Annotated in this window: 21 protein-coding genes; 16 read left to right on the forward strand and 5 right to left on the reverse strand. The window is 70.5% G+C overall.

The window, feature by feature from the left end; all coding sequences use genetic code 11:
- Positions 1-103 precede the first annotated feature (103 nt).
- From QF030_RS26180 to QF030_RS26190, 3 genes are read left to right on the forward strand one after another with little or no spacing between them, the layout of a single operon-like run.
- Positions 104-1,129: a glycosyltransferase family 2 protein gene (locus QF030_RS26180; protein WP_307165050.1), complete on the forward strand. Its 1,026-nt coding sequence runs from the start codon at positions 104-106 to the stop codon at positions 1,127-1,129.
- Complete coding sequence (locus tag QF030_RS26185; RefSeq protein WP_307165051.1) at positions 1,119-1,598, forward strand: GtrA family protein; 480 nt, start codon at positions 1,119-1,121, stop codon at positions 1,596-1,598. The genes QF030_RS26180 and QF030_RS26185 overlap by 11 nt, the downstream gene beginning before the upstream one ends.
- Entirely contained in the window at positions 1,595-2,860 is a 1,266-nt protein-coding gene (locus tag QF030_RS26190) for an NAD(P)/FAD-dependent oxidoreductase (protein WP_307165052.1), read from the forward strand. Before QF030_RS26185 ends, QF030_RS26190 begins: the two co-directional genes overlap by 4 nt.
- A 76-nt stretch (positions 2,861-2,936) precedes the next feature.
- On the opposite strand, the gene QF030_RS26195 is transcribed toward QF030_RS26190, so the two are convergent.
- Positions 2,937-4,673, reverse strand: a complete 1,737-nt coding sequence (locus QF030_RS26195; protein ID WP_307165053.1) for a hypothetical protein — start codon at positions 4,671-4,673, stop codon at positions 2,937-2,939.
- Positions 4,674-4,878: 205 nt separating this feature from the next.
- Here QF030_RS26195 and QF030_RS26200 point away from each other — a divergent pair, with 205 nt between their 5' ends.
- The gene (locus tag QF030_RS26200; protein WP_307165054.1) at positions 4,879-5,862 is read left to right on the forward strand and encodes a glycosyltransferase family 2 protein; all 984 of its coding nucleotides are present in this window, start codon (positions 4,879-4,881) and stop codon (positions 5,860-5,862) included.
- A complete protein-coding gene (locus QF030_RS26205; RefSeq protein ID WP_307165055.1) occupies positions 5,859-7,214 on the forward strand; it encodes a polysialyltransferase family glycosyltransferase in 1,356 nt (451 codons plus the stop codon). Before QF030_RS26200 ends, QF030_RS26205 begins: the two co-directional genes overlap by 4 nt.
- 120 nt (positions 7,215-7,334) lie before the next feature.
- Here QF030_RS26205 and QF030_RS26210 read toward each other — a convergent pair whose 3' ends face one another.
- From QF030_RS26210 to QF030_RS26220, 3 genes are all read right to left on the reverse strand, one after another.
- Positions 7,335-8,483, reverse strand: a complete 1,149-nt coding sequence (locus QF030_RS26210) for an acyltransferase family protein (protein WP_307165056.1) — start codon at positions 8,481-8,483, stop codon at positions 7,335-7,337.
- Positions 8,484-8,717: 234 nt separating this feature from the next.
- A complete protein-coding gene (locus QF030_RS26215) occupies positions 8,718-10,073 on the reverse strand; it encodes an alpha-2,8-polysialyltransferase family protein (RefSeq protein ID WP_307165057.1) in 1,356 nt (451 codons plus the stop codon).
- Positions 10,073-11,053 carry a glycosyltransferase family 2 protein gene (locus QF030_RS26220; protein ID WP_307165058.1) on the reverse strand — a complete coding sequence of 327 codons (981 nt, stop codon included), beginning with the start codon at positions 11,051-11,053 and terminating at the stop codon, positions 10,073-10,075. Before QF030_RS26220 ends, QF030_RS26215 begins: the two co-directional genes overlap by 1 nt.
- A 198-nt stretch (positions 11,054-11,251) precedes the next feature.
- On the opposite strand from QF030_RS26220, the gene QF030_RS26225 reads away from it, so the two are divergent.
- From QF030_RS26225 to QF030_RS26240, 4 genes are read left to right on the forward strand one after another with little or no spacing between them, the layout of a single operon-like run.
- Positions 11,252-12,604, forward strand: coding sequence for a DUF6716 putative glycosyltransferase (locus QF030_RS26225; protein ID WP_307165059.1), 1,353 nt, complete (start codon positions 11,252-11,254; stop codon positions 12,602-12,604).
- A gap of 20 nt (positions 12,605-12,624) precedes the next feature.
- On the forward strand, positions 12,625-13,866 hold the full coding sequence (locus tag QF030_RS26230; RefSeq protein WP_307165060.1) for an acylneuraminate cytidylyltransferase: 1,242 nt from the start codon (positions 12,625-12,627) through the stop codon (positions 13,864-13,866).
- A 13-nt stretch (positions 13,867-13,879) separates the two neighbouring features.
- Entirely contained in the window at positions 13,880-14,818 is a 939-nt protein-coding gene (locus QF030_RS26235; RefSeq protein WP_307165061.1) for an N-acetylneuraminate synthase family protein, read from the forward strand.
- 43 nt (positions 14,819-14,861) lie between these two features.
- A complete protein-coding gene (locus QF030_RS26240; protein ID WP_307165062.1) occupies positions 14,862-15,953 on the forward strand; it encodes a hypothetical protein in 1,092 nt (363 codons plus the stop codon).
- A 29-nt stretch (positions 15,954-15,982) separates the two neighbouring features.
- Here QF030_RS26240 and QF030_RS26245 read toward each other — a convergent pair whose 3' ends face one another.
- Positions 15,983-16,234 (reverse strand): hypothetical protein, encoded by a 252-nt coding sequence (locus tag QF030_RS26245; protein ID WP_307165063.1) that lies wholly within the window; start codon positions 16,232-16,234, stop codon positions 15,983-15,985.
- 303 nt (positions 16,235-16,537) lie between these two features.
- On the opposite strand from QF030_RS26245, the gene QF030_RS26250 reads away from it, so the two are divergent.
- The 7 genes from QF030_RS26250 (at position 16,538) to QF030_RS26280 (ending at position 25,188) form a co-directional block, all read left to right on the forward strand.
- Entirely contained in the window at positions 16,538-17,830 is a 1,293-nt protein-coding gene (locus QF030_RS26250; RefSeq protein WP_307167700.1) for an amidohydrolase, read from the forward strand.
- Between the two features lie 306 nt (positions 17,831-18,136).
- The gene (locus QF030_RS26255; RefSeq protein ID WP_307165064.1) at positions 18,137-19,204 is read left to right on the forward strand and encodes a BMP family lipoprotein; all 1,068 of its coding nucleotides are present in this window, start codon (positions 18,137-18,139) and stop codon (positions 19,202-19,204) included.
- 232 nt (positions 19,205-19,436) lie between these two features.
- The gene (locus QF030_RS26260) at positions 19,437-20,486 is read left to right on the forward strand and encodes a BMP family lipoprotein (RefSeq protein ID WP_307165065.1); all 1,050 of its coding nucleotides are present in this window, start codon (positions 19,437-19,439) and stop codon (positions 20,484-20,486) included.
- Positions 20,487-20,721: 235 nt separating this feature from the next.
- Entirely contained in the window at positions 20,722-22,410 is a 1,689-nt protein-coding gene (locus tag QF030_RS26265) for an ABC transporter ATP-binding protein (RefSeq protein WP_373428918.1), read from the forward strand.
- On the forward strand, positions 22,407-23,525 hold the full coding sequence (locus QF030_RS26270; RefSeq protein WP_307165066.1) for an ABC transporter permease: 1,119 nt from the start codon (positions 22,407-22,409) through the stop codon (positions 23,523-23,525). Before QF030_RS26265 ends, QF030_RS26270 begins: the two co-directional genes overlap by 4 nt.
- Positions 23,525-24,787 (forward strand): ABC transporter permease, encoded by a 1,263-nt coding sequence (locus tag QF030_RS26275; RefSeq protein WP_307165067.1) that lies wholly within the window; start codon positions 23,525-23,527, stop codon positions 24,785-24,787. Before QF030_RS26270 ends, QF030_RS26275 begins: the two co-directional genes overlap by 1 nt.
- Positions 24,784-25,188 (forward strand): cytidine deaminase, encoded by a 405-nt coding sequence (locus QF030_RS26280; RefSeq protein ID WP_307165068.1) that lies wholly within the window; start codon positions 24,784-24,786, stop codon positions 25,186-25,188. The genes QF030_RS26275 and QF030_RS26280 overlap by 4 nt, the downstream gene beginning before the upstream one ends.

Raw genomic sequence — 25,188 nt, forward strand, 5'->3', positions numbered from 1 at the left:
TCGGCCGACCGGGGCGGGGACCGGAGCCGTCTGTCGATTCACGGCATTGCACCACTCATCGCGCGTTCTCACCGCGTTCACATCGCGCACCTAGTTTCGCCGAATGCCTGACATATCCAGCCGGGTGCAGGAGTCCCGCTTGCCCCGTCAGCGGGGTGGCGCCGCACTCGTCTCTTATGTATTGCCCGTCTTCGACGAACAGGACGGGATCCGCCGCTTTCACGAGGAGCTCGTGGCGGCACTGCGCGAACGCCCCGAATACAGCTTCGAGCTGGTGTATGTCGACGACGGCTCCGCCGACGGCACTTCGCTCATCCTGGAAGACATCGCGAAGAACGACCGGCGCGTCCGGGTCGTCGACTTCGCGCGCAACTTCGGCCACCAGATGGCCATCACGGCCGGTATCGACGAGGCGCGCGGCGATGCCGTGATCGTCATGGACACCGACCTCCAGGACCCGCCGAAGGTCAGCCTCCAGCTGATCGACGCCTGGCGGGAGGGCGCGGAGATCGTGCACGCCCGCCGACGCAGCCGTCAGGACACGCTCTTCAAGCGGGCCACCGCGCACGCCTACTACCGCCTGCTGCGGTCCTCCACCGAGGTGGACATCCCGCTGGACACCGGCGACTTCCGGCTCATGGACCGGCGCGCCGCCGACGAACTGCGGCTCTTCCGTGAGCGCAGCCGGTTCGTGCGCGGCATGGTCGCCTCGATGGGCTTCCGGCAGAGCGAGGTGCACTTCGACCGCGACGAGCGGTTCGCCGGCGAGACCAAGTACCCGCTGCGCAAGATGGCGCGCCTCGCCATCGACGGCCTGACCGGCTTCTCCACCGCACCCCTGCGGATGATCACCAGGCTGGGTTTCGTGGTGCTCGCGCTCTCCCTCGTCGGCATCTGCTACGCGCTCGGCATGAAGGTGCTGCGGCCCGAGATCACGGTCTCCGGCTGGACGATGCTCATGGTCGTCGTGCTCTTCATGGGCGGTGTGCAGATGCTGTCGCTCGGCGTCCTGGGCAGTTATGTCGGCCGTACCTACAACGAGGTGCAGGGGCGGCCCCTGTACACCGTGCGGCAGATCATCTCGCACGACTCGCAGGCCCGCGCTGACGGCACCGGCGATGACCACTGAGGACACGGTACGGACCGGCCCCCGTACGCACACCGGCTCCCCGCCGGGCGGTGGCAGTCCGCCGGGCGACACCCCACCGGGCTCCGGCGCGCGTGCCCGCGACCTTCGGCAGCTCATCACCTACGCGCTGGTCGGCGGCAGCGGTGTCCTCCTCGACCTGGGCGCGTTCCTGCTGTTCTACAACGTGGCCGGGCTGCACGAGCAGGTGGCCAACGTGCTCTCCACCAGCCTCGGCATCACCAACAACTTCGTCCTGAACGCCCTGTTCACGTTCGGCAAGCGGGACCGTCTGCTGCTGCGCTACCTGCGCTTCTACGCCGTCGGCCTGACCGGTATCGCCCTGACGTTCGTCCTGCTCGCGGTGTTCTCCCGGGGACTCGGCGTCGATCCGAACCTGGTGAAGGCCGGCTCGCTGCCGTTGGTGCTGGCCTTCCAGTTCGCGCTCAACAGAAAGTGGAGTTTCGCATGAATCTCGGCGTCATCGGCGCGGGAGCGACCGGCCTCACCGCCGCGTACGACGCGGTCAAGCAGGGCCACGCGGTCACCGTCCTGGAGGCCGCCGACGAACTCGGCGGGCTCGCCGCGTCGATCCCCGTCGGGGGAGTGCCGCTGGAGCGCTACTACCACCACATCTTCCGCAGCGACCGCCAGATGATCGAGCTCATCGAGGAGCTGGACCTGGGCGGCGACCTGCGCTTCCACAGGACCACCACCGGTGTGTTCCGGGGCGGGCGGACACACCCCTTCAGCACCCCCCTGGAGATGCTGACCTCCCCGCTGTACGGCCTGCCCGCCGGTGTCCGTTTCGGACTGTCGTCGGCATGGCTGAAGGTCGTGCGCGACGGGGAGCGGTTCACCGACCGTACCGCCCTGAGCTGGCTCAACAAGTGGGCCGGGCGGCGTGCCACCGAGGCCGTCTGGGAGCCGCTGCTGCGGGGCAAGTTCGGCGAGCGCGCCGACCAGGTGTCGATGGCCTGGCTGTGGGCGCGGGTCCACTGCCGCACCTTCGAACTCGGCTATCTGGACGGCGGGTTCGAGCGGGTGTACACGAGGCTCGCCGACCGGATCGCGGAGCGCGGCGGCAAGGTCGAGTTCGGCAGACGGATGGAGACGATACGTCAGGACGGCGGCGGCCAGGTCACCGTGCGGACCGCCGACGGCGCCTCGTACGCCTTCGACCACCTGATCGTCACCACTCCGCAGCCCGCTTTCGCCAAGGCCGCCGACGCGCCGGCCGACGACGCCGTCTGGCGCAACCAGTACCTGGGCGCGACCTGCTTCGTCCTGGAGCTGGACCGCAGCGCCATCCCGTACTACTGGCTCAACATCAACGAACCCGACTTCCCCTTCCTGGCGGTCGTCGAGCACACGCAGATGATCGACCCGGCCCGGTACGGTGGCCGTCACATCCTCTACGTGGGCAACTACGTCGAACGGGACGACTGGCGCTTCACCACCGAGCCGGTCGAGCTGCTGGAGCGCTTCCTGCCGTGGCTCCAGCGGATCAACCCGGAGTTCGACCGCTCCTGGATCCAGGACTGGCACTTCTCGCGGGCGCCCTTCGCCCAGCCCGTGGTCACACCCGAGTACAAGGCGCTGATCCCCGGCCACGAGACCCGTCTCAGCGGGGTGACGCTCGCGACGATGGCGCAGATCTACCCGCAGGACCGGGGGCAGAGCTACTCGGTCGAGCTGGGCCACAAGGCGGCCCGCATCGCGGGCGTCGCCTGACCCGGCCCGCCTCATGGAAGAAGGGCTCCGGCGGAGGAGTTCACCGCCGGGGCCCGCCGTGCGGTCCGTACGTCTCTCAGCGGCGCGCGGTGCACACCACGAGCTGCCGCCCCTCCGGCTCGGGGCACTCGTACGCCCTGCGGATGTCGGCGGCGAACCGCGGGTCGATGACGCCCAGCGACAGCCAGCTGGGCTGGTAGACGGCGTAGGCGGCCGGATGCTCCTGCGTGATGCAGCGCATGTTCTCCCGGGTCGACTCGAGCGAGGGCACCTCGGTGAGCTGCTTGGGCACGTTGAAGAAGGTCGGGAAGGGGTACCGGCAGGCGGTCGGGTGGCCGATGTAGTAGGCCTGCTGACCGAAAGTCAGGTACAGGACGGGCGCGCCCTCCGGGAGTTCGGCGTCCACCTGCCCGGCCGCCGCTGCCGCCGACCGTGCCTGTGCCTTGAGTTCGGCGTTGGTCGTGACGATCTGCCCCTCGATCACCCGGACCCCGGACAGCGGCCACACGGTCGCGGCCAGGCACACGACCACCGCGAGGACCGGCAGCGCGACCGGCACCCGAAGGGCGCGCGGACGCGGTGCCCGCGCCCACAGCAGGTCCACCGCCCCGGCGAGGAGAGCCGCCGCCGAGGCGAGCCACGCGACGACGTCCGTGTCGACGTCCGTACGGACGAGGGCGAGCAGCGGGGCCAGCGCCCCGTACAGGACGGCCAGTAGGGTGAGGCACAGCGGAGGCCGGCCGTGCGCGCCGTACCAGCGGCCGATCGCGAGGGCGGTCAGGGCCGCGGCCATCACCGGCAGGCTCTCGCCGTGGTAGGCGAACCAGTTGCCCTGGTAGACCACGACGGCCAGGCCGACGAACAGAAGCAGCACGGTGACGAGCACGGCCCGCACGCGCTGCCGGCGCGAGGGAAGCGTGGCGGCGAACAGCAGCAGCGCGCCGGGCAGCAGCGCCAGCACCGGCGTCACCGCGATCCGGTCGCCCAGGTAGTGGGCGGTCCGCAGCAGCAGGTCCGACACGACGACCGGGTCGTTGCCCAGCGCGTGCGCGTTGAGGTGCGGCATGTCGCGCAGCCACTGGAGCTCGCGCGAACCCGACCAGGCGCTGAGCGCGAACAGCAGGCCGGTGCCGACGGCGGTCGCGGCGGCGAGCAGCACGCCCCGCGCCCGGTCCACGGCGAAGACCACGAGAAGCGCCATCGCGGCGGTGCCCGCGGTGGAGAACTTCATCAGCACGGCGAGACCGAGCGGCAGCGCGGCGAGCGCGGCGCCCTGCAGGCGGCTGCGGACGCCGAGCGCGGCGGCTGTGGCGCCGGTCGCGAAGACGATCGCGAACCACTCCGGCTGCAGGTAGTCGATGACGGGCGCGAAGGCCAGGGTGAGGGCGGTCAGTCCCGAGACGAGCAGCGCGTCCCGCTCGGGCATACGGCGGCGCAGGGCCCGGTGCAGCAGCAGACCGGCGGCCGCGCACAGGACGACGCCGATGAGCCGCAGGAGGGCCTCGCGCACCGCGTTCGATCCGCCGGTGACGGAGTCCAGAGCGTCGAGCAACCAGCGGTAGAAGAAGGGCCGGTGGGCGAAGACCTCGGAAGGGGAGATCCCGCTCGCCCCGGTCGTCCTCAGTGCGGCGAGCACATAACGGATATCGAGAAAGACACCCGCGGTGAGAGTCGTGTAGATCAGCAGCGCGGCGGTGGTGAGGGCGGTGGTCCACCCCGCGGGAGAGGTGAGGCGCAGGCGACGCGGAGCCGGTCCGGGTGGGCTCTGCCCGCGTCGCGCGGCGGGCAGAGGCGAGGTGGATATGTCGGTCACGTGCGCGAACGTAGCACCGAATTCCGTGAGAATACGGGGCGAGGAAAAGGGGAGGGGACGGCGCACCCGTTCTTCATCTGTCATTTTCCGAGCCGATCCGGATGTCACACCGAATTCACCGGGGTGTCGGCGACGGGACATACGGAAGCCGATCCTGCCTTCTTAGGATCACTTGACTTTCCGCTGAGAATCCAGGTGCGCACACGTGGCCAACACACCGACCCTGTCCGTCGTCGTCCCCTGCTACCACATCGAGTCGTATCTGCCCGAGACCGTGACCAGTCTGGTCAACAATGCGCGGGACGACTTCGAGTTCATCTTCGTCGAGGACGCGTCCACCAAGGACAGGACCTACGCAGCGCTCCTCGCCCTGACGGAGCGGCTCGGCAACAGCCGGGTGATCCGGCGCGAGCGGAACGGCGGACTGGCGACCGCGCGCAACACCGGAATCGACGTCGCGGAAGGCCGCTACCTCACCTTCCTCGACGGTGACGACTGGCTGGCGCCGGGCTATCTGGCCCGGCTGGTGGACGTCATCGAGCGGTTCGACGTCGACTTCGTACGCACCGACCACGTACAGGTCACCGGTGTCGAGCGGGCCGTTCACCGGGCGCCCGAGGGCCGCCGCCACACCCCGCTAGACCCGCGCACCTCGATCCTCCCCGTCGACGACACCACGATGGTCGACTACCCGTACGCCTGGGCCGGCGTCTACCACCGCCGTCTCCTCGACCGGGGCATGCTCCGCTTCCACGACGGGCTGCGCACCGCCGAGGACCGGCCGTGGATCTGGGACCTGCACCGCAGGGCGGAGTCGTACGTGGTCGCCGGCCTGCACGGGGTCTTCTACCGCCGGGGCGTCGCCAGTTCGCTCACCCAGATCGGCGACGTGCGCCAACTGGACTTCTTCCGCTCCTTCGACCTCGTCCTCGCCGAGCTCGCCGACGATCCCGAGGCGGACCGGCTGCGCGGGAAGGCGCTGCGCGACTTCTGCGTCGTCATCGCGCACCAGCTGATCGACCGCCGCCGGTTCGAGCGCGGTGTGGCCGCGAAGCTGAGGCGACTGGCCGCCGAGGCGCTGGGCGCGATGAGCGAGGAGGAACTGGGCGAGGCGGTGGTGGGAATGGGCGAGGAACGTGTACAGGTGCTGCGCCGGGTGCGCGGCGGTATGAAGGGTGTGGCGGCGTGATCCAGATGTTCTGCTCGGCCACCCAGTACGCGGCCGCGACCGTCACCGCGGCGATCCGCGCCGGTCGGTTCGGCCCGCGCGAGGGCGTCCGCCGCATCCTCGTCGTCAGCAACACCGCGGCCGTGCCGGAGGTCGGCACCCCGCTGGACCGCATGGCCGGCTTCGAGAAGCTGCGCCCCGAGTTCGACCAGGTGTACTCCTGGAACGAGTTCATCGCCCCGCACCACCCGGCCGGCTGGTCGCCGCGCGCCCAGGACGCCCGGCTCTGGGAGAAGGCCGTACGCCTCGCCTGGGACCTGGGCGACGAACTCGTCGAGATCGCCTGCGAGTCCATCCAGGCGAACCCCTCGCGCGCGATCGCCGACATCTTCGCGGACAGCCCGATCCACGTCTACGCGGACGGCCTGATGAGCTACGGACCGACCCGCAACCGCATCCCGCACGGCATGAGCAGCCGCATCACCCGCGTGCTCCACCTCGACCTGGTCCCCGGCCTGCGGCCGATGCTCCTGTCCGAGTACGGCGTCCGGCCCGAGGCCGTGCCCCGGGAGGCGATGGTCGACGTCCTCGCGCAGATCGGCGAGTCCGGCGCGGGCCTTCTTGCCGAGCGGCTCCCGGCCGAGCACCCGGCCACCGCCGTACTCCTCGGTCAGTACCTCTCCGCGATCGACCTGATCACCCAGGACGAGGAGGAGGGGCTGCACGTCCGCATGCTGCGTGCCGCCGCCCGCGCGGGTCACCAGGACGTGCTGTTCAAGCCGCACCCGAGCGCGCCCGCCGTGTACAGCGAGTCCCTGGAGGCGGCCGCCGGGGAACTCGGCGTGCGGCTCACCGTGCTGAACGAACCGATCCTCGCCGAGACGGTCTTCGCCTTCCTGAAGCCGAAGCTCGTCATCGGCTGCTTCTCCACGGCCCTGATGACCGCCGCCGCCTTCTACGGCATTCCCGTCGCCCGGGTCGGCACGGAACTGCTCCTGGACCGCATCACGCCGTACGAGAACAGCAACCGCGTCCCGCTCACCATCATCGACGTGGCGCTGCCCGACGCGGAGCACGCGGCGATCGGCTCCCCGCTCGGACTCGAGGGGGCTGCCGAGAAGCTGACGCCGCTGATCCGGGCCGTGGGCTACTGCATGCAGTCCCGCAAGTACCACAGCCTGCGCGAGGAGACGGTCACCTGGCTCGCCGCGAACATCGCGGAACCGTCCCCGTACCGCCGCTACTTCAAGCGCCGCCGTCTCACGAGCCTCCGCCTCCCCGGCGGCAACCCGCTCCGCGCCGAGGCGCTGCGCCGCCACCCGACGGTCCGCCTGGCCGTACGCCGGATCCGGTCGACGACGCGTCAGCGGTGAGTGGCTGAGCCGGTGAGCGGGACGCGCAGCGCCCCGCTCAGGGGCGCGGAGAACCGCGCGAACGGCCACGACGGTGCCGCGGACGGCCGACGCCGTGTCGCGCGGCGCCGTCGTGGCCGCTCAGGCCCGCCGCGCGGCGAGCGCACGCTTCAGCCGCGGCCCGATCGGCTTCTCCACGAGGCGGTGGAGCAGCCAGGCGATCCCGAGCATGGACAGCACCGTCGTGCCGAACGTCAGCCACGCGTTCAGGCCGAAGCCGCGGTACAGCACCCGGATGAAGAACCAGCCCAGGTGCTCGTGGATCAGGTAGAAGGGGTACGTCAGCGCCCCGGCCACCGTGAGCCAGCGCCAGTTCGCCCGGCCCGTCCAGCCCAGGGCCACCGCGGCGACGGCGACGAAGGCGACCAGGACGATCAGCTGGATGACGTACGGGCTGCGGTGGAACTGGCCCTGCGGCCCGGGGTGCCACAGGGCCGTGACCGAGTAGCGCTGGCCGAGCAGGAAACTGAAGCCGACGATGCCCCACAGCAGCAGGTCGTTGCCGAAGCGGTGGATCAGGTAGAAGGCCAGACCGCCGATGAAGTACGGGGCGTGGTCCCGCATCACCAGCTCGTCGGTCAGCGGGTCGTCGGCGACCCGGGCGAGGACGCCGGCCAGCGTCCACAGACAGCAGAACACCACCACCCTGCGGTAGGTGACGCCCCGCCAGACCACGAACAGCGCGAACAGGGCGTAGAAGCGCACCTCCACCCAGAGCGTCCAGTCCACTCCCAGCACCCTGGGCACGCCCATCGGCTGCTGGAGCATGGTGAGGTTGGTGAGGATCTCGTCCGGACGCAGCGGTGAGGTCACCACCGGCAGGATCAGACCGGCGGCGGTGACCAGGACGATCGCCGCCCAGTACGCCGGATAAAGACGCGCGACCCGGGAGCGGAAGAAGTCCCCCGTGCTCCGGCCCCAACTGCTCATACAGATCACGAACCCGCTGATCAGGAAGAAGAACTGCACCCCCAGGCTGCCGTAGGTGGCGAACTGCGACAGCGTCGGGAACTTCTCGCCGGGTGACTGGTGCCAGGACTGCGCGACCTCGCCGTTCTTGCCGGCGTAGTGGTAGAAGCAGACCATCAGGGCCGCCAGCAGCCGCAGCCCGTCCAGGGCACGCAGCCGGCTCTCCGCGCGGGGCCGGACCGGGGCCCGGTCGGGGATGAGCAGGTCCGGCCGGAGTGCTGGGGTCGGGGCCGGTGCCGCCGCCTGGTCAGCCGCGCTCATCCTGGGACCTTCCGTGGGAGTCATGAGACGTGTTCAGTCGGGTGGGACGGTCATGGCCGTTGCCTCGACGACCGGACGCTACGCACCTCCGACAAGTCGGGGATGAGTGACGGCTGACTCACCGGCGGCATGAGGATGACGATCGGATGAACAGCCTTCCGGCATGCCGGTTTCCGGTCGTCGAGCGACCGCCGCGCAGGGGCTGCGACCGCCGCGCCGGAGCAGTGACCGCCGCTACCGCTTGCCGCCCGCCCGCTTCAGGGCCCGTGCCCGGCGCGCCAGGCGGCGGACGGTCGCGTTGCGGGGGATGAAGGCGAGCCGGTCCGGGACGGCGCCGGGGAGGGCCAGCGCCGCCAGCCGCCGGCGTGTGAAGTAGCGCCAGGTGTGCGGGTCGAGATGCGTGGAGAGATAGCGCTCCGCCTCCTCCAGCAGCCCCGGGTAGATCTTGGGCTGCATGGCGAAGCCGACGGCCTTGAGGAGCGCGGCCAGTTCGTCCACCCGCTCCGCCGACGGCATGGCCCAGGTCTCCACCGCCGACCGGTCCGCGAGGTCCGGCAGCAGCACGTCGACGATGGTGAGCGGCACCCGGTTGCCGTTCTGGTACGGCGCGAGCCCGGCCAGCACGGTGTCGGTGCCGGCCCGGGCGACCGGGAGGCCGTAGAGACCGGCGGCGGTGAGCAGCGCGGTGGAGGAACAGCCGACGACGAGGGCCGGCCGCAGCCGCTGGTAGGCCACCTCCGCGAGGAGGGGCGGGTCGAGCAGGGTGAGTTCGGCGCCCTGTTCCTTCGCCTCGTCCTCCAGCAGCCGCGTCCAGCGGGCGGGTGCCGTGGGGTGGGGCTTGAAGACGAGCCTGCGGTGCCCGAGCGCCACGGCGCCGCGCACCATGCCCAGGTGCAGTTCCTCCTCCTCGGCGTCGCCGAGGAGGCCCAGCGCCGACAGGTACTGCCCCAGCAGCAGCGCCGGCCGCTCCAAGGGTGCGGCGGGCAGGTCGTCCTCGTCCTCGGCCAGTTCCCGCAGCACCTCGAGGAACGCCTCGGACGGGACCAGGACCGGGGGCACGCCGAACTCGGTGAGCAGGAGAGGGGTGAGACCCGGCACCAGATCCAGGTGCAGCAGCCGGCCGACCCGGGTGCCGACCAGCGGGTCGATCTTGTCGCGCGTGGGGCCGTAGCTCATCAGACCGTCGGCGTAGACGTCGACGGGCGCGCCGGTGAACAACTGGCACAGCGCCAGCGCCGGGTTCGCCTGGATGGACTCCACGGCCAGGTGGACCTCGTCGTCGCCGAGGTCCCACAGCAGCCGTACGTACCGCTCCCACATCGGGATGTCGTCCCCGCGGGGGCCCCAGCCGCCGGGGTGGAAGGGCGCGATGGTCTCGTTCCAGGACAGCACCTCGTCGAAGCGCTCCCGGATGCGGGTGAAGCCCGGCATGGCGTCGACGGGCGGCGTGATCTCGGGATTGACCGCGTTGTTGGTGACGAGCAGCAGCCGGCGGTCGGTCGGTTCGAAGAGCCCGGAGTCGAGGGCCGCGGCCAGGGTCGCGGCGCCGTACGGGGTCGAGACGCAGAAGACACGGGTGGTGCGAGGCATCAGACGGCCACCGTCCGTGCCGCCACCGGCCTGCGCCGTACCCGCCGCAGCGCACTCGCCCGCTGTACGTCCATCGAGTCCATGACCTCCGCGAGCACGTCCTGCGGCATTCTCCTCAGGGCGGCGGCGCACAGGGAGCGCAGTTTCCGGGCCACGGCGGGTTCGAACCTCTCGATCGAGCCGAGGTGATGTGCCATGACCGCGCAGTACGTGCGCACCGCCTTGGGCAGCAGCTGCGCGCCCTCGGGGTCCCGTGCCGTCTCCTCGATCACCTGGTCGAACGCGCGGATGAAGTCCAGCTGCCGTACGTCACCGATCTGCGTGAGGGAAGAGGCCACCCCGCGCCGGTAGTGGACGCCCAGCAGTCCCACCACCGCGAAGGTGTCCGCCTCCCGGTGGAGCTTCCAGATCCAGGGCCGGTCCTCGGCCGTCCGCAGCCCGTCGGTGAAGTGCAGCAGCCCGCGGTCGACGAGACGGCGATGGTAGACGCCGGCCCAGGCGTAGGCGTAGTCCACCGAGGTGGACCGGTCGGCGGGCAGGATCGCCTCCCGCGGGTTCAGCACCGTCCCGCGCCGGCCGTGCGGCACGCGGTGGATGCTCCGGGCCCGCCCGGTGCACTGCACGTGGTCGGTGCGGACGAAGTCGCAACCCAGCTCCTCGATGGAGGCGAGGAGCCGGGGGAAGTGTCCCGGCGCCAGCCAGTCGTCGCCGTCCAGGAACGTCAGGTAGTCGCCACGCGCCGTGTCGATGCCGGTGTTTCTCGCGGTGGCCAGCCCTCCGTTCCTTTCGTGTCTGACCAACACCGCGCCCGCCAGATCCCGCTCCGCGCGCGTGAGGAGTTCCGAGGTCGCGTCGGTCGAGCAGTCGTCGACCAGAATGAACTCGAAGTCGTCGCGTGCGTTGGAACGCAGGCTCTTAAGGGTGTCGGGCGCGTATTGCTGAACGTTGTAGAACGGCACGATCACGGAAAGCTTGGGCACCTGCGAAACCCTAGAAGGGCCCCCGGCGGCAGAACTTTCCTGTGCGGATACGGGGGGTGAACTCGATGTGTCGGAACGGGGCACCCCCCGCGCTTTTGGGTGATTCCCGGGCCGGTTCGGCGTTCGGTGGTCCGCTGTTAACTTGCTGTTGAGGGGTGATTGGGCCAAGCCTGGGTTTTGCTTTCTAGCGTCTTGGCTGTGCCAGCAAGTACTGCCAACCCCCCACGGATCGCCGTCCTCGCGGATTCCGACACCCGATGGAAATGGGGTGCGCTGACCGCGACGCGGATCGCGCCCTCCATGGAAGCCGGATCCGGGAACGGCGCGCACGTCGCCCCCGTCCTGGACGGTTTCCTGCTGCGTGGCCGGGCCACGCCCACCCCCCGCCAGCTGGCGGAGGTCGGCGTGCACGCCGACTCGCTGAGCGAGGTCACCGCCCCGGAGTTCCTGCGCGTCATGCAGCGGACGCCGTACGACGTCCTCGTCCTCGCCCTGGTCGGCGGCGGCGTCCAGGCGGTCCTGCACGGCCTGAAGCGGATCTGGGAGGGGCGGACCGAGCGTCCCGTCGTCGTCACCGGCTATGTCGGCGTCGTCTACGAGAAGCTCGCCGACGGCCTGCTGCTGCGGCACGGCGCCGACCTCGTCCTCGCCAACTCCCGCCAGGACGCGGAGCGTTTCCGCGCCGTGTACGAGGGAGTGGGCGCCGACGCCACGTCGGTGACCGAAGTGGCCCTGCCGTTCCTGGGCGGCGCCCCGTACACGGGTGGACACGACCCCCGCACGGTCGTCTTCGCCGCGCAGCCCTCCGTACCGGACAACCGCAGGGACCGTACGTACCTGCTCGACCGGCTGGTGAGGCACGCGCGTCTGCACCCGGAGCGGGAGGTGCTGCTGAAGCTCCGCTCCAAGCCGGGCGAGCACACCACCCACATCGAGGAGCTGCCCTACCAGAAGCTGGTGCAGAAGCTCGATCCGCCGCCCAACTTCCGCCTGGCGTACGGGAACATGGGCGAGGTCCTCGACCGCACCGACCTCATGGTCACGGTCAGTTCGACCGCCGCCCTGGAGTCCCTGCACCGCCGGATCCCCACGGTCGTCCTCACCGATCTCGGAGTGCGCGAGGCGCTCGGCAACCACCACTTCGTCGGTTCCGGCTGCCTCGCCTCCTGGGACCAGCTCGACGCCGGGCACCGGCCCGCCCCCGACGAGGAGTGGGTGGCCCGCCAGGGCGTCGCCGCCGGGGGGCCGGAGGCAGGCTCGTACGCGACGGCCTTCGACGCGGCGCGGCAGCGGATCGTCCGACTGCTCGGCAGCCCCGGCGGACTTCCGCCCCTCACCCCCTACTACACGCCCGCCACCGCGCCCGGCTATCTGCCCGGCATCCTCGCCCGCCACCACCTCGGCCCCGACGGCAGCCCGCTGCCCGGCGCGCCCGCCGCCGACCGGGAGCCGGGCCCGGTCCGGCAGATCGTGCGCCGGGCGGCGCGCGGCGCCTACCGGCACGGCGTGCAGCGGGTGGCCCCGGTCATCCGGCGGATGGGGGAGCTGTGACCCGTCAAGGAGAGAAACCCATGTCCGACACACCAGCCGGGGTGCGCCGTGTGCTCGCGGTGATCCCGGCGCGCGGCGGCTCCAAGGGCGTGCCCGCGAAGAACCTCGCGCCGGTGGGGGGCGTACCGCTCGTCACCCGCGCGGTCCGCGAGTGCCGGGCGACCCGCCTCGTGACGGACGTCGTCGTCTCCACCGACGACCACGCCATCGCGGCCGCGGCGCGCGAGGCGGGCGCGGAGGTCGTGCTGCGCCCGGCTGCCATCGCCGGCGACACCGCGACCTCCGAGGCGGCCGTCCTGCACGCCCTGGACGCCCACGAGGCGCTGCACGGCTCCCCGGCCGACGCCGTCCTGCTCGTGCAGTGCACCAGCCCCTTCCTCGTCCGCGACGACATCGACGGGGTCGCCTCGGCCGTCGTCGAGCAGGGCGCCGACACCGCGGTGACGGTGGTCCCCTTCCACGGCTTCGTCTGGCGTGACGCGGACGCCGGCGGGGAGGCCGACGCGGGTACCGGCCCGGCCGGCGGCTTCGGGGTCAACCACGACAAGTCCTTCCGCCCCCGCCGCCAGGACCGCCCCCGGGACCTCCTGGAGACCGGCGCCGCCTACGCCATGGAGACCCGGGGCTTCCGTGCGCACGGCCACCGCTTCTTCGGCCGCACGGAACTCGTCCGCACCGACCCGGCCCGCGTCCTGGAGATCGACGACCCGCACGATCTGGCCCGGGCGAGGGCGCTGGCGCCCCTCTTCGACACGAACCGGCCCGGTTCCCTCCCCACCGCCGCCGACATCGACGCCGTCGTCCTCGACTTCGACGGCACCCAGACCGACGACCGGGCGCTGATCGACTCCGACGGACGGGAGTTCGTCTCCGTGCACCGCGGCGACGGCCTCGGCATCGCCGCCCTGCGCAGGGCGGGCCTGCGGATGCTGATCCTGTCGACCGAACAGAACCCGGTCGTCGCCGCCCGGGCCCGGAAGCTGAGGCTCCCGGTCCTGCACGGCATCGACCGCAAGGACCTCGCGCTCAAGCAGTGGTGCGAGGAACAGGGCATCGCGCCGGAGCGTGTGCTCTACGCGGGCAACGACGTCAACGACCTGCCCTGCTTCGCCCTCGTGGGCTGGCCGGTGGCGGTCGCGAGCGCCCACGACGTCGTACGCGGCGCCGCACGCGCGGTCACCACCCTCCCCGGCGGCGACGGCGCGATCCGGGAGATCGCCGGCTGGCTCCTCGGACCCTCTCTCGACACCCCCACCAGGTAAGGAAATCCCCGCCATGAGCACCAACTCCCGTCTGCGCAGCTTCGGTTCCCGCGAGGTCGGTCCCGGCAGGCCCGTCTACATCTGCGGCGAGATCGGCATCAACCACAACGGCGAGATCGAGAACGCCCTCAAGCTGATCGACGCGGCCGCCGAGGCCGGCTGCGACGCCGTCAAGTTCCAGAAGCGCACCCCGGAGATCTGCACCCCGCGCGACCAGTGGGACATCGAGCGCGACACCCCCTGGGGCCGCATGACCTACATCGACTACCGCCACCGCGTCGAGTTCGGCGAGGACGAGTACCGGCAGATCGACGAGTACTGCGAGGAGAAGGGCATCGCCTGGTTCGCGTCCCCGTGGGACGCCGAGGCGGTCGCCTTCCTGGAGAAGTTCGACGTTCCCGCGCACAAGGTGGCGTCCGCCTCGCTGACGGACGACGAGCTGCTGCGCGCCCTGCGCGGCACCGGCCGCGCCGTCATCCTCTCCACCGGCATGTCGACGCCGAAGCAGATCCGGCACGCCGTCGAGGTGCTGGGCAGCGACAACATCCTCATGTGCCACGCCACGTCGACCTACCCGGCGAAGGCCGAGGAGCTCAACCTCCGCGTGATCAACACGCTGGAGAAGGAGTTCCCGAACGTCCCGATCGGCTACTCCGGCCACGAGACCGGCCTCCAGACCACCCTCGCCGCAGTCGCCCTCGGCGCCGCCTTCGTCGAACGTCACATCACCCTCGACCGCGCGATGTGGGGCTCCGACCAGGCCGCCTCCGTCGAGCCGGGCGGTCTCACCCGCCTCGTCCGCGACATCCGCACCATCGAGGCCTCCCTCGGCGACGGCGTCAAGAAGGTCTACGAGTCCGAGCTCGGCCCCATGAAGAAGCTGCGCCGTGTGCCGGGCGTCGTCGCGGAGGCGGAGATCGCGGCGGCGGCGGGCGAACCGGTCGCGGTGTGACCTCGATACCCCTCCGAGTGCCTTACGGGACGGTCGTCCGACGATGAGCCCTCGCGCCGGGAAGAACTCCGGCCACACCTCCCCCACCCTCGCCTTCGTCGAGAGTCCGGTGCAGCTCCTGAACGTCCTGGAGTGGGCGTACGCCCAAGACCTCCGGCCGGGACAGGAGCCCGGCGCGGGGCTGACCCTCGTCGTCCTGTCCCCGACCGACCCGATGACCCGCGGCCAGCTGCGCCGTACGGCCGAGCTGGCCCGCCGGGAAGGGCACACGGTCCGCTGGGAGGAGGCCCGCGGCGGCGCCCTGGCGCCCTTCCGCACGATCGGGGGCCTCGCCCCGCTGCTGCGGCGCGCGGAACGGATGGTGATGGGCGACCCGTTCTCCCGTTACGTCCAGCTGCTGCTGACCATCACCAGGGCCGGCGAACTGGTCGTGGTGGACGACGGGACGGCGACGATGGAGTTCGTGGGCCAGCTGGCGCGCGGCGAACGCCTCGTCCGCTGGCACCGCAAGGGCGGCCGCACGGGCCCCCGCGACGTGCTCTTCGCCCCGGTGTCCGCCGCGGCCCGCCGCCGGCTGACCCCCGGCGCGGACGGCGGGGTCGAGGTCTTCTCCTCCATGCCCATGAAGGAGGTCCCCGACGGCGTCACGCTCACGTCCAACGCCTTCGCCTGGACCCGTGCCCGCTTCGGCCCGCCGCGCGTGACGAAGAGCGCGGACATGGTCGGCACCTCGCTGGTGGAGACCGGCGTCGTGGACGTCGACCGCTATGTGGAGGCGGTCCGGACCCTGGCCCGGGCCCACGGCGTGACCCGCTACTTCGCCCACCGCCGGGAGAGCACGGAGAAGCTCCACCGGCTGGCCGTCGAGACCGGACTGGAGGTGGTCCGCCCGGACCTCCCGCTGGAACTGATCGCCCGCCGCGGTCCCATCGGCCGGACCGTCCTCAGCTTCCCGTCGACGGTCGTCCACACCCTGCCGCTGGCCCTGTCCGGCACCGACGTCCGCGTCGCGGTCTGCGACATCGATCCGGCCTGGCTGACGGAACACGCCTCGCCCAGAGCGCAGGGTTTCCTGTCCGGGGTGACGGGCACGGCGAAGGACGTCCACCGCCTGGCAGCGGTGAGCGTGCTCTGAGACGCCCGGGAGGGCCGGGACCAGGACGACTATCCGCCGCCGCCCCGTGGAGGCGGCGGTTCCGTCCGTTCCTCCTCCCAACGGCCGAACCCGTCGAAGAAGCTTTCCTCGCGCTCGGCGTACGCCCTGTCGCGCCACCAGGTGAACGCCCACAGCGCGCCCCCGAGCACACACGCCGTGAGGGCCATCGCCGCCAGCCCGGTCAGCGCCAGCGCCGCCACGCCCCTCGCCAGCACCCCGGGAATGTTCTCCTCGCCACACCCGCACGTCATCGTCTCCATGACGGCACCCTGCACGGACGGACCCGTGCGGTGGCCCACCGTGGCCCGTTCGCTGCACGGAGTTGATGATTCCGGCATCGGTTCCGGTAGTTGGACAAACCCAGCGTGCCTCGAGCGGTCCGTGGTATCCGTGAAGGGTAGGAAGAACTGTGGGTGCCTGCCGAAAAGCCGGTCAAGTATACCCAACCACCACAGCAGCCATGCGCCGCGCGGCCAACTTTTCTTCGCCTAACGGGTTGAACTTTTGTTGATCGGGTCAGTTGACCGCCCCGGCGTCCTACCCTTCAGAGGGTGAAGCAACTGATGTCCCGAGAGTCCGAGGCCGATCCGTCAGGGGAAGACGTGCTCCCCGGTGCACTTCCGGGTGCGCTGTCCGGAGCCCTTCCCGGCACCTTGCCCGAGGCGCTGCGCGCAGAGCTCGTGGCCTTCCGCCGCGACATGCACATGCACCCCGAGCTGGGCAACCAGGAGTTCCGTACGACGGCCGCGATCAAGGCCCGCCTCGAGAAGGCGGGCCTCCAGCCGCGCGTACTCGCCGTGGGGACCGGCCTCATCTGTGACATCGGGACCGTGGGCGGAGGGGGCGTGGCGGGCGCCGGGGCCGACGGCGTTCCGGTCCTGGCGATGCGCGCGGACATCGACGCGCTGCCCATCCCGGACACGAAGACCGAGTGCGCGTACCGCTCGAAGGTGCCGGACCGCGCGCACGCCTGCGGGCACGACGTGCACACCACCGTCGTCCTCGGCGCCGGACTCGTCCTCGCCGAGCTGCACCGGCAGGGCCGGCTCCCGCGTCCCGTGCGGCTGATCTTCCAGCCCGCCGAGGAGGTCCTGCCCGGCGGTGCCGCCGACGCCATCGAGGACGGGGCGCTGGACGGGGTCGGGCGGATCATCGCCGTGCACTGCGACCCGCGCGTGGACGCGGGCAAGGTCGGGCTGCGGGAGGGCGCCATCACCTCCGCCTGCGACCGGCTGGAGATCTCGCTGGACGGGCCCGGCGGCCACACCGCCCGCCCGCACCTGACGACCGACCTCGTGACCGCCGTCGCCCGGGTCGTCACCGACGTGCCCGCGCTGGTCGGCCGCCGCGTCGACACCCGGGCCGGGCTGGCCGTCACCTGGGGCCGGATCGAGAGCGGGCACGCCCCGAACGTGATCCCGCAGCACGCCGAGCTCGCCGGGACCGTCCGCTGCCTGGACATCGAGGCGTGGCGGCAGGCCCCGGACATCGTCGTCGCGGCGATCGACGAGGTCGCCAACCTGCACCGGGCCAAGTCGGAGATCAACTACGTGCGCGGCGTCCCGCCCGTCGTCAACGACGGTGACGTCGCCGGGCTGCTGCGGGACGCCATGGTCGCCCGGCGCGGCGAGGAGGCGGTGGAGGGCACCGAGCAGAGCCTCGGCGGCGAGGACTTCTCCTGGTACCTCGAGCGGGTGCCCGGCGCGATGGCCCGGCTCGGGGTCCGCCCGCCCGGCGAGCGCACCGTGCGCGACCTGCACCAGGGCGACTTCGACGCGGACGAGTCCGCGATCACCGTCGGCGTGGAGCTCTTCACGGCGGCCGCGCTGCTGGACGCGGCGACGCGCGCCCACTGAGGGGACCAGGTCGCCCACTGCGGGAACCCGGCGAGGAGCCCGGGCGAAGGGGTGCCGGAAAGGCGCCCCTTCGTCCCCTTGTGTCACCCACCCGTAACCCCGGGGACGCGGCTGTAACCCGGCGTCGGCACGAATCGGTAACGGCCCGGAGAAACCCCGTTCCCCTGCGCGTCTACGCGCGTTACTGTGCGCCGGAATCGCCACCGGGAAAGGCTTGTTGGGGGAGCCCTCCCGCACGGCGCCATCAAGGGGAAAGCGGGCCGGTCACGGCGCCGTGGGGATGAAGGGGTGCTTGCTATGCGTCTGATGTCTCGGAGGACGAGATTCTCCAGGGCCGCGGTGACCGTCGCGGTCGTCGCGCTCGCCGCCGCGGGCTGCGGGAAGTCCAGCAGCGACTCGAAGTCGAGCGACTCGGAATCCAGCAGCGGCGGCTACTCGGGCAAGGGCATCGGCCTCGCCTACGACATCGGCGGCAAGGGCGACCAGTCGTTCAACGACGCCGCCTACGCCGGCTTCCAGAAGGCCGAGAAGGAATTCAAGATCGGCGGCCAGGACATCGAGCCGCAGGACGGCGAGTCCGACGCGGACAAGGTGCAGCGGCTGACCCAGCTCGCCCAGGCCGGCTACAACCCGGTGATCGGCGTCGGCTTCGTCTACGCGCCGGCCGTCAAGGAGGTCGCGGCCAAGTTCCCGAAGATCACCTTCGGCATCATCGACGACGAGCAGGTCCAGGCCAAGAACGTCGCCGACCTGGTCTTCCACGAGGAGCAGGCCTCGTACCTGGCCGGCGTCGCCGCCGCCAAGGCCACCAAGAAGGCGCACATCGGCTTCATCGGCGGCGTGGACATCCCGCTGATCCACAAGTTCGAGGCCGGTTACGTCCAGGGCGCCAAGTCGGTCGATCCGAACATCAAGATCGAGTCGCAGTACCTGACCGAGACCGCCCAGGAGGGCGGCTTCTCCAGCCCCGACAAGGGCAAGGACGCGGCGAGCGGTCAGATCGAGGCGGGCGCCGACGTCCTCTACCACGCGGCCGGTCTCTCCGGGCAGGGCGTGATCACCGAGGCCGCCGCCAAGAAGGTGTGGGCCATCGGCGTCGACTCCGACCAGTACAGCCAGAGCGCGCTGGCGGCGTACAAGGACTACATCCTCGGCTCGGCGCTGAAGAACGTCGGCGGCGCCGTCTACGATCTCGTGAAGTCCGTCCACGAGGGCAAGCCGCTGTCCGGTGTGGTCCGCGGCAGCCTCTCCAACGACGGCGTCGGATTCGCCGACAGCAACCCGAAGTACAAGGCGATGACGGACGTTGTCGCGGCCGTCGACAAGGCCAAGCAGGACATCATCGACGGCAAGATCACGGTAAACACCAAGTAACGGTCCGAAAGCCGTTCCACAGGCCCTCGGCTACGCCCTTCCGAGCGTCCTTGCAGCCCATACGCCCCTTGCTTCCCGCAAGGGGCGTACTGCTGTCCGTAACCTTGACCGCAACTGTGGCCACAGCTCGGTAACGGACCGGACAGAAGGGTTTTTCCGTCTGGTCTACGCGCGTTACGCTGCGGCGGAACCAGCGCCTGGTTTGGGCGCGTGCACAAAGGAGTCAAGTTCCATGCGCCGGGTGTCCCGAATCGCGGTTGCGGGTGTTGCCACCGCAGCTCTCGCCGTGACCGTTTCCGCTTGCGGAAGCTCCTCCACGTCGTCCTCTTCCAGCAGCAGTGACAAGAACCTGGGCCTCGCGCTCGCGTACGACGTCGGTGGCAAGGGCGACCAGTCCTTCAACGACGCCGCCACGGCCGGCCTGGACAAGGCCGACAAGGAGTTCGGCTACAAGTCCACCGCCGTCGAGCCGCAGGACGGCGAGTCCGACGCGGACAAGGTGCAGCGTCTGGAGAGCCTCGCCAAGCAGGGTTACAACCCGGTGATCGGTGTCGGCTTCGCCTACGCGCCGGCCGTCAAGGAGGTCGCGGCCAAGTACCCGAAGACCACCTTCGGCATCGTCGACGACGAGCAGATCAAGGCCGACAACGTCGCCGACCTCGTCTTCCACGAGGAGCAGGCCTCCTACCTCGCCGGCGTCGCCGCCGCCAAGGCCACCAAGACCAACACCGTCGGCTTCATCGGTGGCGTGGACGTCCCGCTGATCCACAAGTTCGAGGCCGGCTTCAAGCAGGGCGTCCAGGACACCAAGAAGGGTGTCACGGTCAAGTCGCAGTACCTGACCGAGACCGCCGCCGAGGGTGGCTTCTCCAGCCCCGACAAGGGCGAGAACGCCGCCGAGGGCCAGATCGACGCCGGTGCGGACGTCGTCTACGCCGCCGCCGGTCTGTCCGGCCAGGGTGTCATCAAGGCCGCCAACGCCAACAAGGTGTGGGCGATCGGCGTCGACTCCGACCAGTACAAGCAGGACGCGCTGAAGGCGTACAAGGACTCGATCCTCACGTCGGCCATGAAGAACGTCGAGGGTGCGGTCTACACGCTGGCCAAGTCCGTCGAGGACGGCAAGCCGGCGACCGGCGTGGTCCGCGGCAGCCTCGAGAACGGCGGCGTGAGCGTGTCGGACTCGAACCCGGCCTTCGCGGACAACACCGCGATCCAGGACGCGATCAAGAAGGCCGAAGAGGGCATCAAGAACGGCACCATCACGGTGAAGACCTCCTGACCTTCTGTCAGAGGCCTTGGCCGAAGAGGCGCTGTAATGGCAGCGTTACGGCCACGGAACCGGGCGCGGGAAGGATGTCCTCCCCGCGCCCCGTTCGCGCGGCAGAATGCTCGGAACGGATCGAGAGTTGATCGGGATCTTTATCGAGATCGATCAAGTTCGACCTGATCCGGGCACTATTTAAAGCAGGGGCGCTACGCGCGTAGAGCGACCCCTTTTCCAAGGAGAGTGCGCCATCGACGCGTCCAGCAGCCCTCCGCTCACCGCACCGTCGACGATCGCGGTAGAGCTGGCGGGGATCACCAAGCGCTTCCCCGGTGTCGTCGCCAACCACGACATCCACCTCGCCGTCAGCAAAGGCACCGTGCACGCCCTCGTCGGCGAGAACGGCGCCGGCAAGTCGACGCTGATGAAGATCCTCTACGGCATGCAGAAGCCGGACGAGGGCACCATCGCCGTCGACGGCCGGCAGGTGAGCTTCTCCAGCCCCGCCGACGCCATCGCACGCGGCATCGGCATGGTCCACCAGCACTTCATGCTGGCCGACAACCTGACCGTCCTGGAGAACGTGGTGCTGGGCAGCGAGAAGCTGTACGGCATCGGTGGCAACGCCCGTAAGAAGATCAAGGAGATCTCCGAGCGCTACGGGCTCGGCGTGCGCCCCGACGCCCTGGTCGAGGACCTCGGCGTCGCCGACCGGCAGCGCGTGGAGATCCTCAAGGTCCTCTTCCGCGGCGCCAAGACCCTCATCCTCGACGAGCCGACCGCCGTGCTCGTCCCGCAGGAGGTCGACGCGCTCTTCGACAACCTGCGCGAGCTGAAGTCCGAGGGCCTGTCCGTCATCTTCATCTCCCACAAGCTGGGCGAGGTGCTGTCCGTCGCCGACGAGATCACGGTCATCCGGCGCGGCACCACCGTCGGCACGGCCGTCCCCGCCGAGACGAGCCCGCGCCAGCTCGCCGAGATGATGGTCGGCAGCGAGCTGCCCACCCCGGAGACCGCCGAGTCCACGGTCACCGACAAGCCCGTCATCCAGGTCGCCAACCTCATCGTGTACGCGAGCGGCGGCGCCTCCCTGGGCATCGAGGCGGAGCCCACGGCCGGCGGGGTCAGCGGCATGATCTCGCCCGAGGTCGCTCTCGGCGGCGAGGTCAAGAAGGCTCTCGACGACGTCAGCTTCACCATCCACGCCGGCGAGGTCATGGGCATCGCCGGTGTCGAAGGCAACGGCCAGACCGAGCTGATCGACGCGCTGATCGGCACCAAGAACGCCGACTCCGGCAGCATCGTCTTCCTCGGCGAGGACATCACCCCCTGGAGCACCCGCAAGCGGCGCGAGTCCGGCGTCGGCTACATCCCGGAGGACCGCCACCGTCAGGGCCTGCTCCTGGAGGCCCCCCTCTGGGAGAACCGCATCCTCGGCCATGTCACCGAGGCGCCCAACGCCAAGGGCTTCTGGCTGAACATCAAGGGCGCCCAGGCCGACACCCGCCGGATCGTCGAGGAGTTCGACGTCCGCACCCCCGGCATCGACGTCACCGCCGCCTCGCTCTCCGGCGGCAACCAGCAGAAGCTGATCGTCGGCCGCGAGATGAGCCACAGCCCGAAGTTCCTGATCGCCGCCCACCCCACCCGGGGTGTGGACGTCGGCGCCCAGGCCCAGATCTGGGACCGCATCCGCGAGGCCCGCCGGGAGGGCCTGGCGGTGCTGCTGATCTCCGCCGACCTCGACGAGCTCATCGGTCTGTCGGACACCCTGCGCGTGATCTACAACGGCACGCTGGTCGCGGACGCCGACCCCGCCACCATCACCCCGGAGGAGCTCGGCTCCGCCATGACCGGCGCCGCGACCGGTCACCTGGAACACGTCGACGACGCGGGAACCACCGAGGAAACCGCCGGTCCGGAGGACGAGGCCCGATGAAGAAGTTCGACAAGGAGCGCGTGCTCCTCGCGGTGGCCGGCCCGGTCATCGCGCTCGTCGCGGCGATCCTGCTGACCTCGGTCGTGCTGATCGCCTCGGGCAAGAGCCCGATCGAGCCCTACACGCTCATGCTGGAGCAGGCCGGCTACTCCGACGTCCAGGTCCTGATCGTCAACCAGGCCTCGATGTACTACGTCGCCGCCCTCGCGGTCGCCATCGGCTTCCGTATGAACCTGTTCAACATCGGCGTCGACGGCCAGTACCGCCTCGGCGCGATGATGACCGCCGTGGTCGGCGCGAACATCGCCCTGCCGTCGTTCCTCCAGATCCCGCTGCTGCTCCTGGTCGGGGTCCTCACCGGCGCCTTCTGGGCCGGCATCGCGGGCGTCCTGAAGGTCACCCGCGGCGTCAGCGAGGTCGTCGCGACGATCATGCTGAACGCGATCGCCACCAGCTTGATCGGCTACCTCACCCTCGACAACATCTGGGGCGTGCAGGTCGGCAACAACAACACCACCGGCATCATGAAAAACTCCGGCTGGGTCCCCGGCATCGACCTCGGCGCCGACGTCGGCGAGATCTACGGCCTGGTCTTCCTCGCCATCGCCCTCGGCATCGCCTACTGGGTCGTCCTCAACCGCACCCGCTTCGGCTTCGACCTGCGCGCCACCGGCGAGTCCGAGACCGCCGCCGCGGCCTCCGGCGTCGACGCCAAGAAGATGGTCCTCACCGCGATGCTCATCTCCGGCGGCATCGCGGGCCTCTCCGGCCTGCCCCTGCTGCTCGGCGACGCCCACACCTACAGCCTGAGCTTCCCCACTGGCCTCGGCTTCACCGGCATCACCATCGCCCTGCTCGGCCGCAACAACCCGGTCGGCATCGCCTTCGCCGCGCTCCTGATCGCCTTCCTCGACAAGGCCTCTCCCGCCCTCGACTACGCGACCCCGGTGGCGTACGAGAAGGAGATTGCCACGATCATGCAGGGCCTCATCGTCTTCGCGGTCGTCATCTCGTACGAGGCCGTACGCCAGTGGGGTCTGCGCCGTCAGCAGAAGCGCGTCGGCGCCGAGCTCGCCGCCGCCGCCCAGAACACCAAGAAGGAGGTGACGGTCTGATGAGCACCACGACCATCGCCAAGCCGAAGGCGAAGCAGCCCGGAAAGGGCGGCCGCCGTTTCTCGCTCCCGGTCCTCCTGCTGATCATCGCGGGCGTGCTGGTGCTGACCTCCGTCGTCCGCCTCATCACCGGCGCGGACGGCATCACCTCCACCGGCCAGATGTCCACGGCGCTGCGCCTCGCCGTCCCGATCGGCCTCGCCGGTCTCGGCGGCCTGTGGGCGGAGCGCGCGGGCGTCGTCAACATCGGCCTCGAGGGCATGATGATCCTCGGCACCTGGTTCGGCGCCTGGGCCGGCTACCAGTGGGGCCCGTGGACGGGCGTCGCCTTCGGCATCATCGGCGGCGCGCTCGGCGCCGTCCTGCACGCCATCGCGACCGTCACCTTCAACGTGAACCACATCGTCTCCGGTGTGGCCATCAACATCCTGGCCCTGGGCACCACCCGCTACCTGTCGAAGTTCACCTTCGAGGGCGCCCCGCAGGGCTCCTCGAAGCAGTCCCCGCCGATCGACTCGCTGGGCACCTTCGACGTACCGGGCCTGTCGGGCTGGCTGGACACGCTCAACGAGAAGCACTGGTTCCTGATCTCGGACGTCGCCGGCCTGGTCGGCGGTCTGATCACCGACCTGTCGCCGCTCACCGTCGTCGCCGTCGCCCTCGTCCCGGCCACCTGGTGGGTGCTCTGGCGGACCGCCTTCGGCCTGCGGCTGCGCTCCTGCGGCGAGAACCCGGTGGCCGCCGAGTCCCTCGGCGTGAACGTCTACAAGTACAAGTACATCGCCGTGATCATCAGCGGTGGCTTCGCCGGCCTCGGCGGCGCCTTCCTGTCCATCGTGGCCTCGAACGTCTACCTCGACGGCCAGACCGCGGGCCGCGGCTACATCGGTCTCGCCGCGATGATCTTCGGCAACTGGATGCCGGGCGGCCTCGCCCTCGGCGCGGGCCTGTTCGGCTACACCGACAGCCTCAACCTGCGCGGCGGCACGACCAACGTGCACGCGCTGATCCTGCTGCTCGCGATCGTCCTGGTGTTCGGCGCGGCCTACCTGGCCTGGCGCAAGAAGTACGTGCCCGCCGTGATCACCGCGCTGGTCTCGGCCCTGATGTTCGTCTGGTACGTCGGCACGGACGAGGTTCCGCGCCAGGTCGTGACGGCCGCGCCGTACATCGTCACCCTGCTGGTGCTGTCGCTCTCCGCCCAGTCCCTCAGGATGCCCAAGGCGGACGGCATGCCGTACCGGAAGGGGCAGGGCAAGTGACCCCGCCCACCGCCGCGGTCGACTGGGAGAAGCTGCGTACGGTGGCCCGGGACGCCATGTCCCGGGCGTACGCCCCGTACTCCGGCTACCCGGTCGGCGTGGCGGCCCTGGTCGACGACGGCCGGATCGTGTCGGGCTGCAACGTCGAGAACGCCTCCTACGGGATCGGCCTGTGCGCCGAGTGCGGGCTGGTCTCGGAGCTCCAGAACACCGGAGGCGGCCGGCTCACGCACTTCACCTGCGTGGACGGCAGGGGCGAGATCCTCGTCCCGTGCGGCCGCTGCCGCCAGCTGCTCTACGAGTTCGGCGGCCCGCAGCTGCTGCTGGAGACGCCGGCGGGGATCCTGCCGCTGGCGGAGATGCTCCCGCAGGCCTTCGGCCCGGGCCACCTCACCAAGTAA

It is taken from the genome of Streptomyces rishiriensis, assembly GCF_030815485.1.
GTDB classification, from domain to species: domain Bacteria; phylum Actinomycetota; class Actinomycetes; order Streptomycetales; family Streptomycetaceae; genus Streptomyces; species Streptomyces rishiriensis_A.

Excerpts from the sequence above, each read along its gene's own strand:
- QF030_RS26190 (WP_307165052.1), top strand. The coding sequence starts at position 1,595 with ATGAATCTCGGCGTCATCGGCGCGGGAGCGACCGGCCTCACCGCCGCG.
- QF030_RS26230 (WP_307165060.1), top strand. The coding sequence starts at position 12,625 with ATGTCCGACACACCAGCCGGGGTGCGCCGTGTGCTCGCGGTGATCCCG.
- QF030_RS26215 (WP_307165057.1), bottom strand. The coding sequence starts at position 10,073 with ATGCCTCGCACCACCCGTGTCTTCTGCGTCTCGACCCCGTACGGCGCC.
- QF030_RS26245 (WP_307165063.1), bottom strand. The coding sequence starts at position 16,234 with ATGGAGACGATGACGTGCGGGTGTGGCGAGGAGAACATTCCCGGGGTG.
- QF030_RS26210 (WP_307165056.1), bottom strand. The coding sequence starts at position 8,483 with ATGAGCGCGGCTGACCAGGCGGCGGCACCGGCCCCGACCCCAGCACTC.
- QF030_RS26275 (WP_307165067.1), top strand. The coding sequence starts at position 23,525 with ATGAGCACCACGACCATCGCCAAGCCGAAGGCGAAGCAGCCCGGAAAG.
- QF030_RS26270 (WP_307165066.1), top strand. The coding sequence starts at position 22,407 with ATGAAGAAGTTCGACAAGGAGCGCGTGCTCCTCGCGGTGGCCGGCCCG.
- QF030_RS26255 (WP_307165064.1), top strand. The coding sequence starts at position 18,137 with ATGTCTCGGAGGACGAGATTCTCCAGGGCCGCGGTGACCGTCGCGGTC.
- QF030_RS26235 (WP_307165061.1), top strand. The coding sequence starts at position 13,880 with ATGAGCACCAACTCCCGTCTGCGCAGCTTCGGTTCCCGCGAGGTCGGT.
- QF030_RS26240 (WP_307165062.1), top strand. The coding sequence starts at position 14,862 with ATGAGCCCTCGCGCCGGGAAGAACTCCGGCCACACCTCCCCCACCCTC.
- QF030_RS26260 (WP_307165065.1), top strand. The coding sequence starts at position 19,437 with ATGCGCCGGGTGTCCCGAATCGCGGTTGCGGGTGTTGCCACCGCAGCT.
- QF030_RS26250 (WP_307167700.1), top strand. The coding sequence starts at position 16,538 with ATGTCCCGAGAGTCCGAGGCCGATCCGTCAGGGGAAGACGTGCTCCCC.
- QF030_RS26185 (WP_307165051.1), top strand. The coding sequence starts at position 1,119 with ATGACCACTGAGGACACGGTACGGACCGGCCCCCGTACGCACACCGGC.
- QF030_RS26180 (WP_307165050.1), top strand. The coding sequence starts at position 104 with ATGCCTGACATATCCAGCCGGGTGCAGGAGTCCCGCTTGCCCCGTCAG.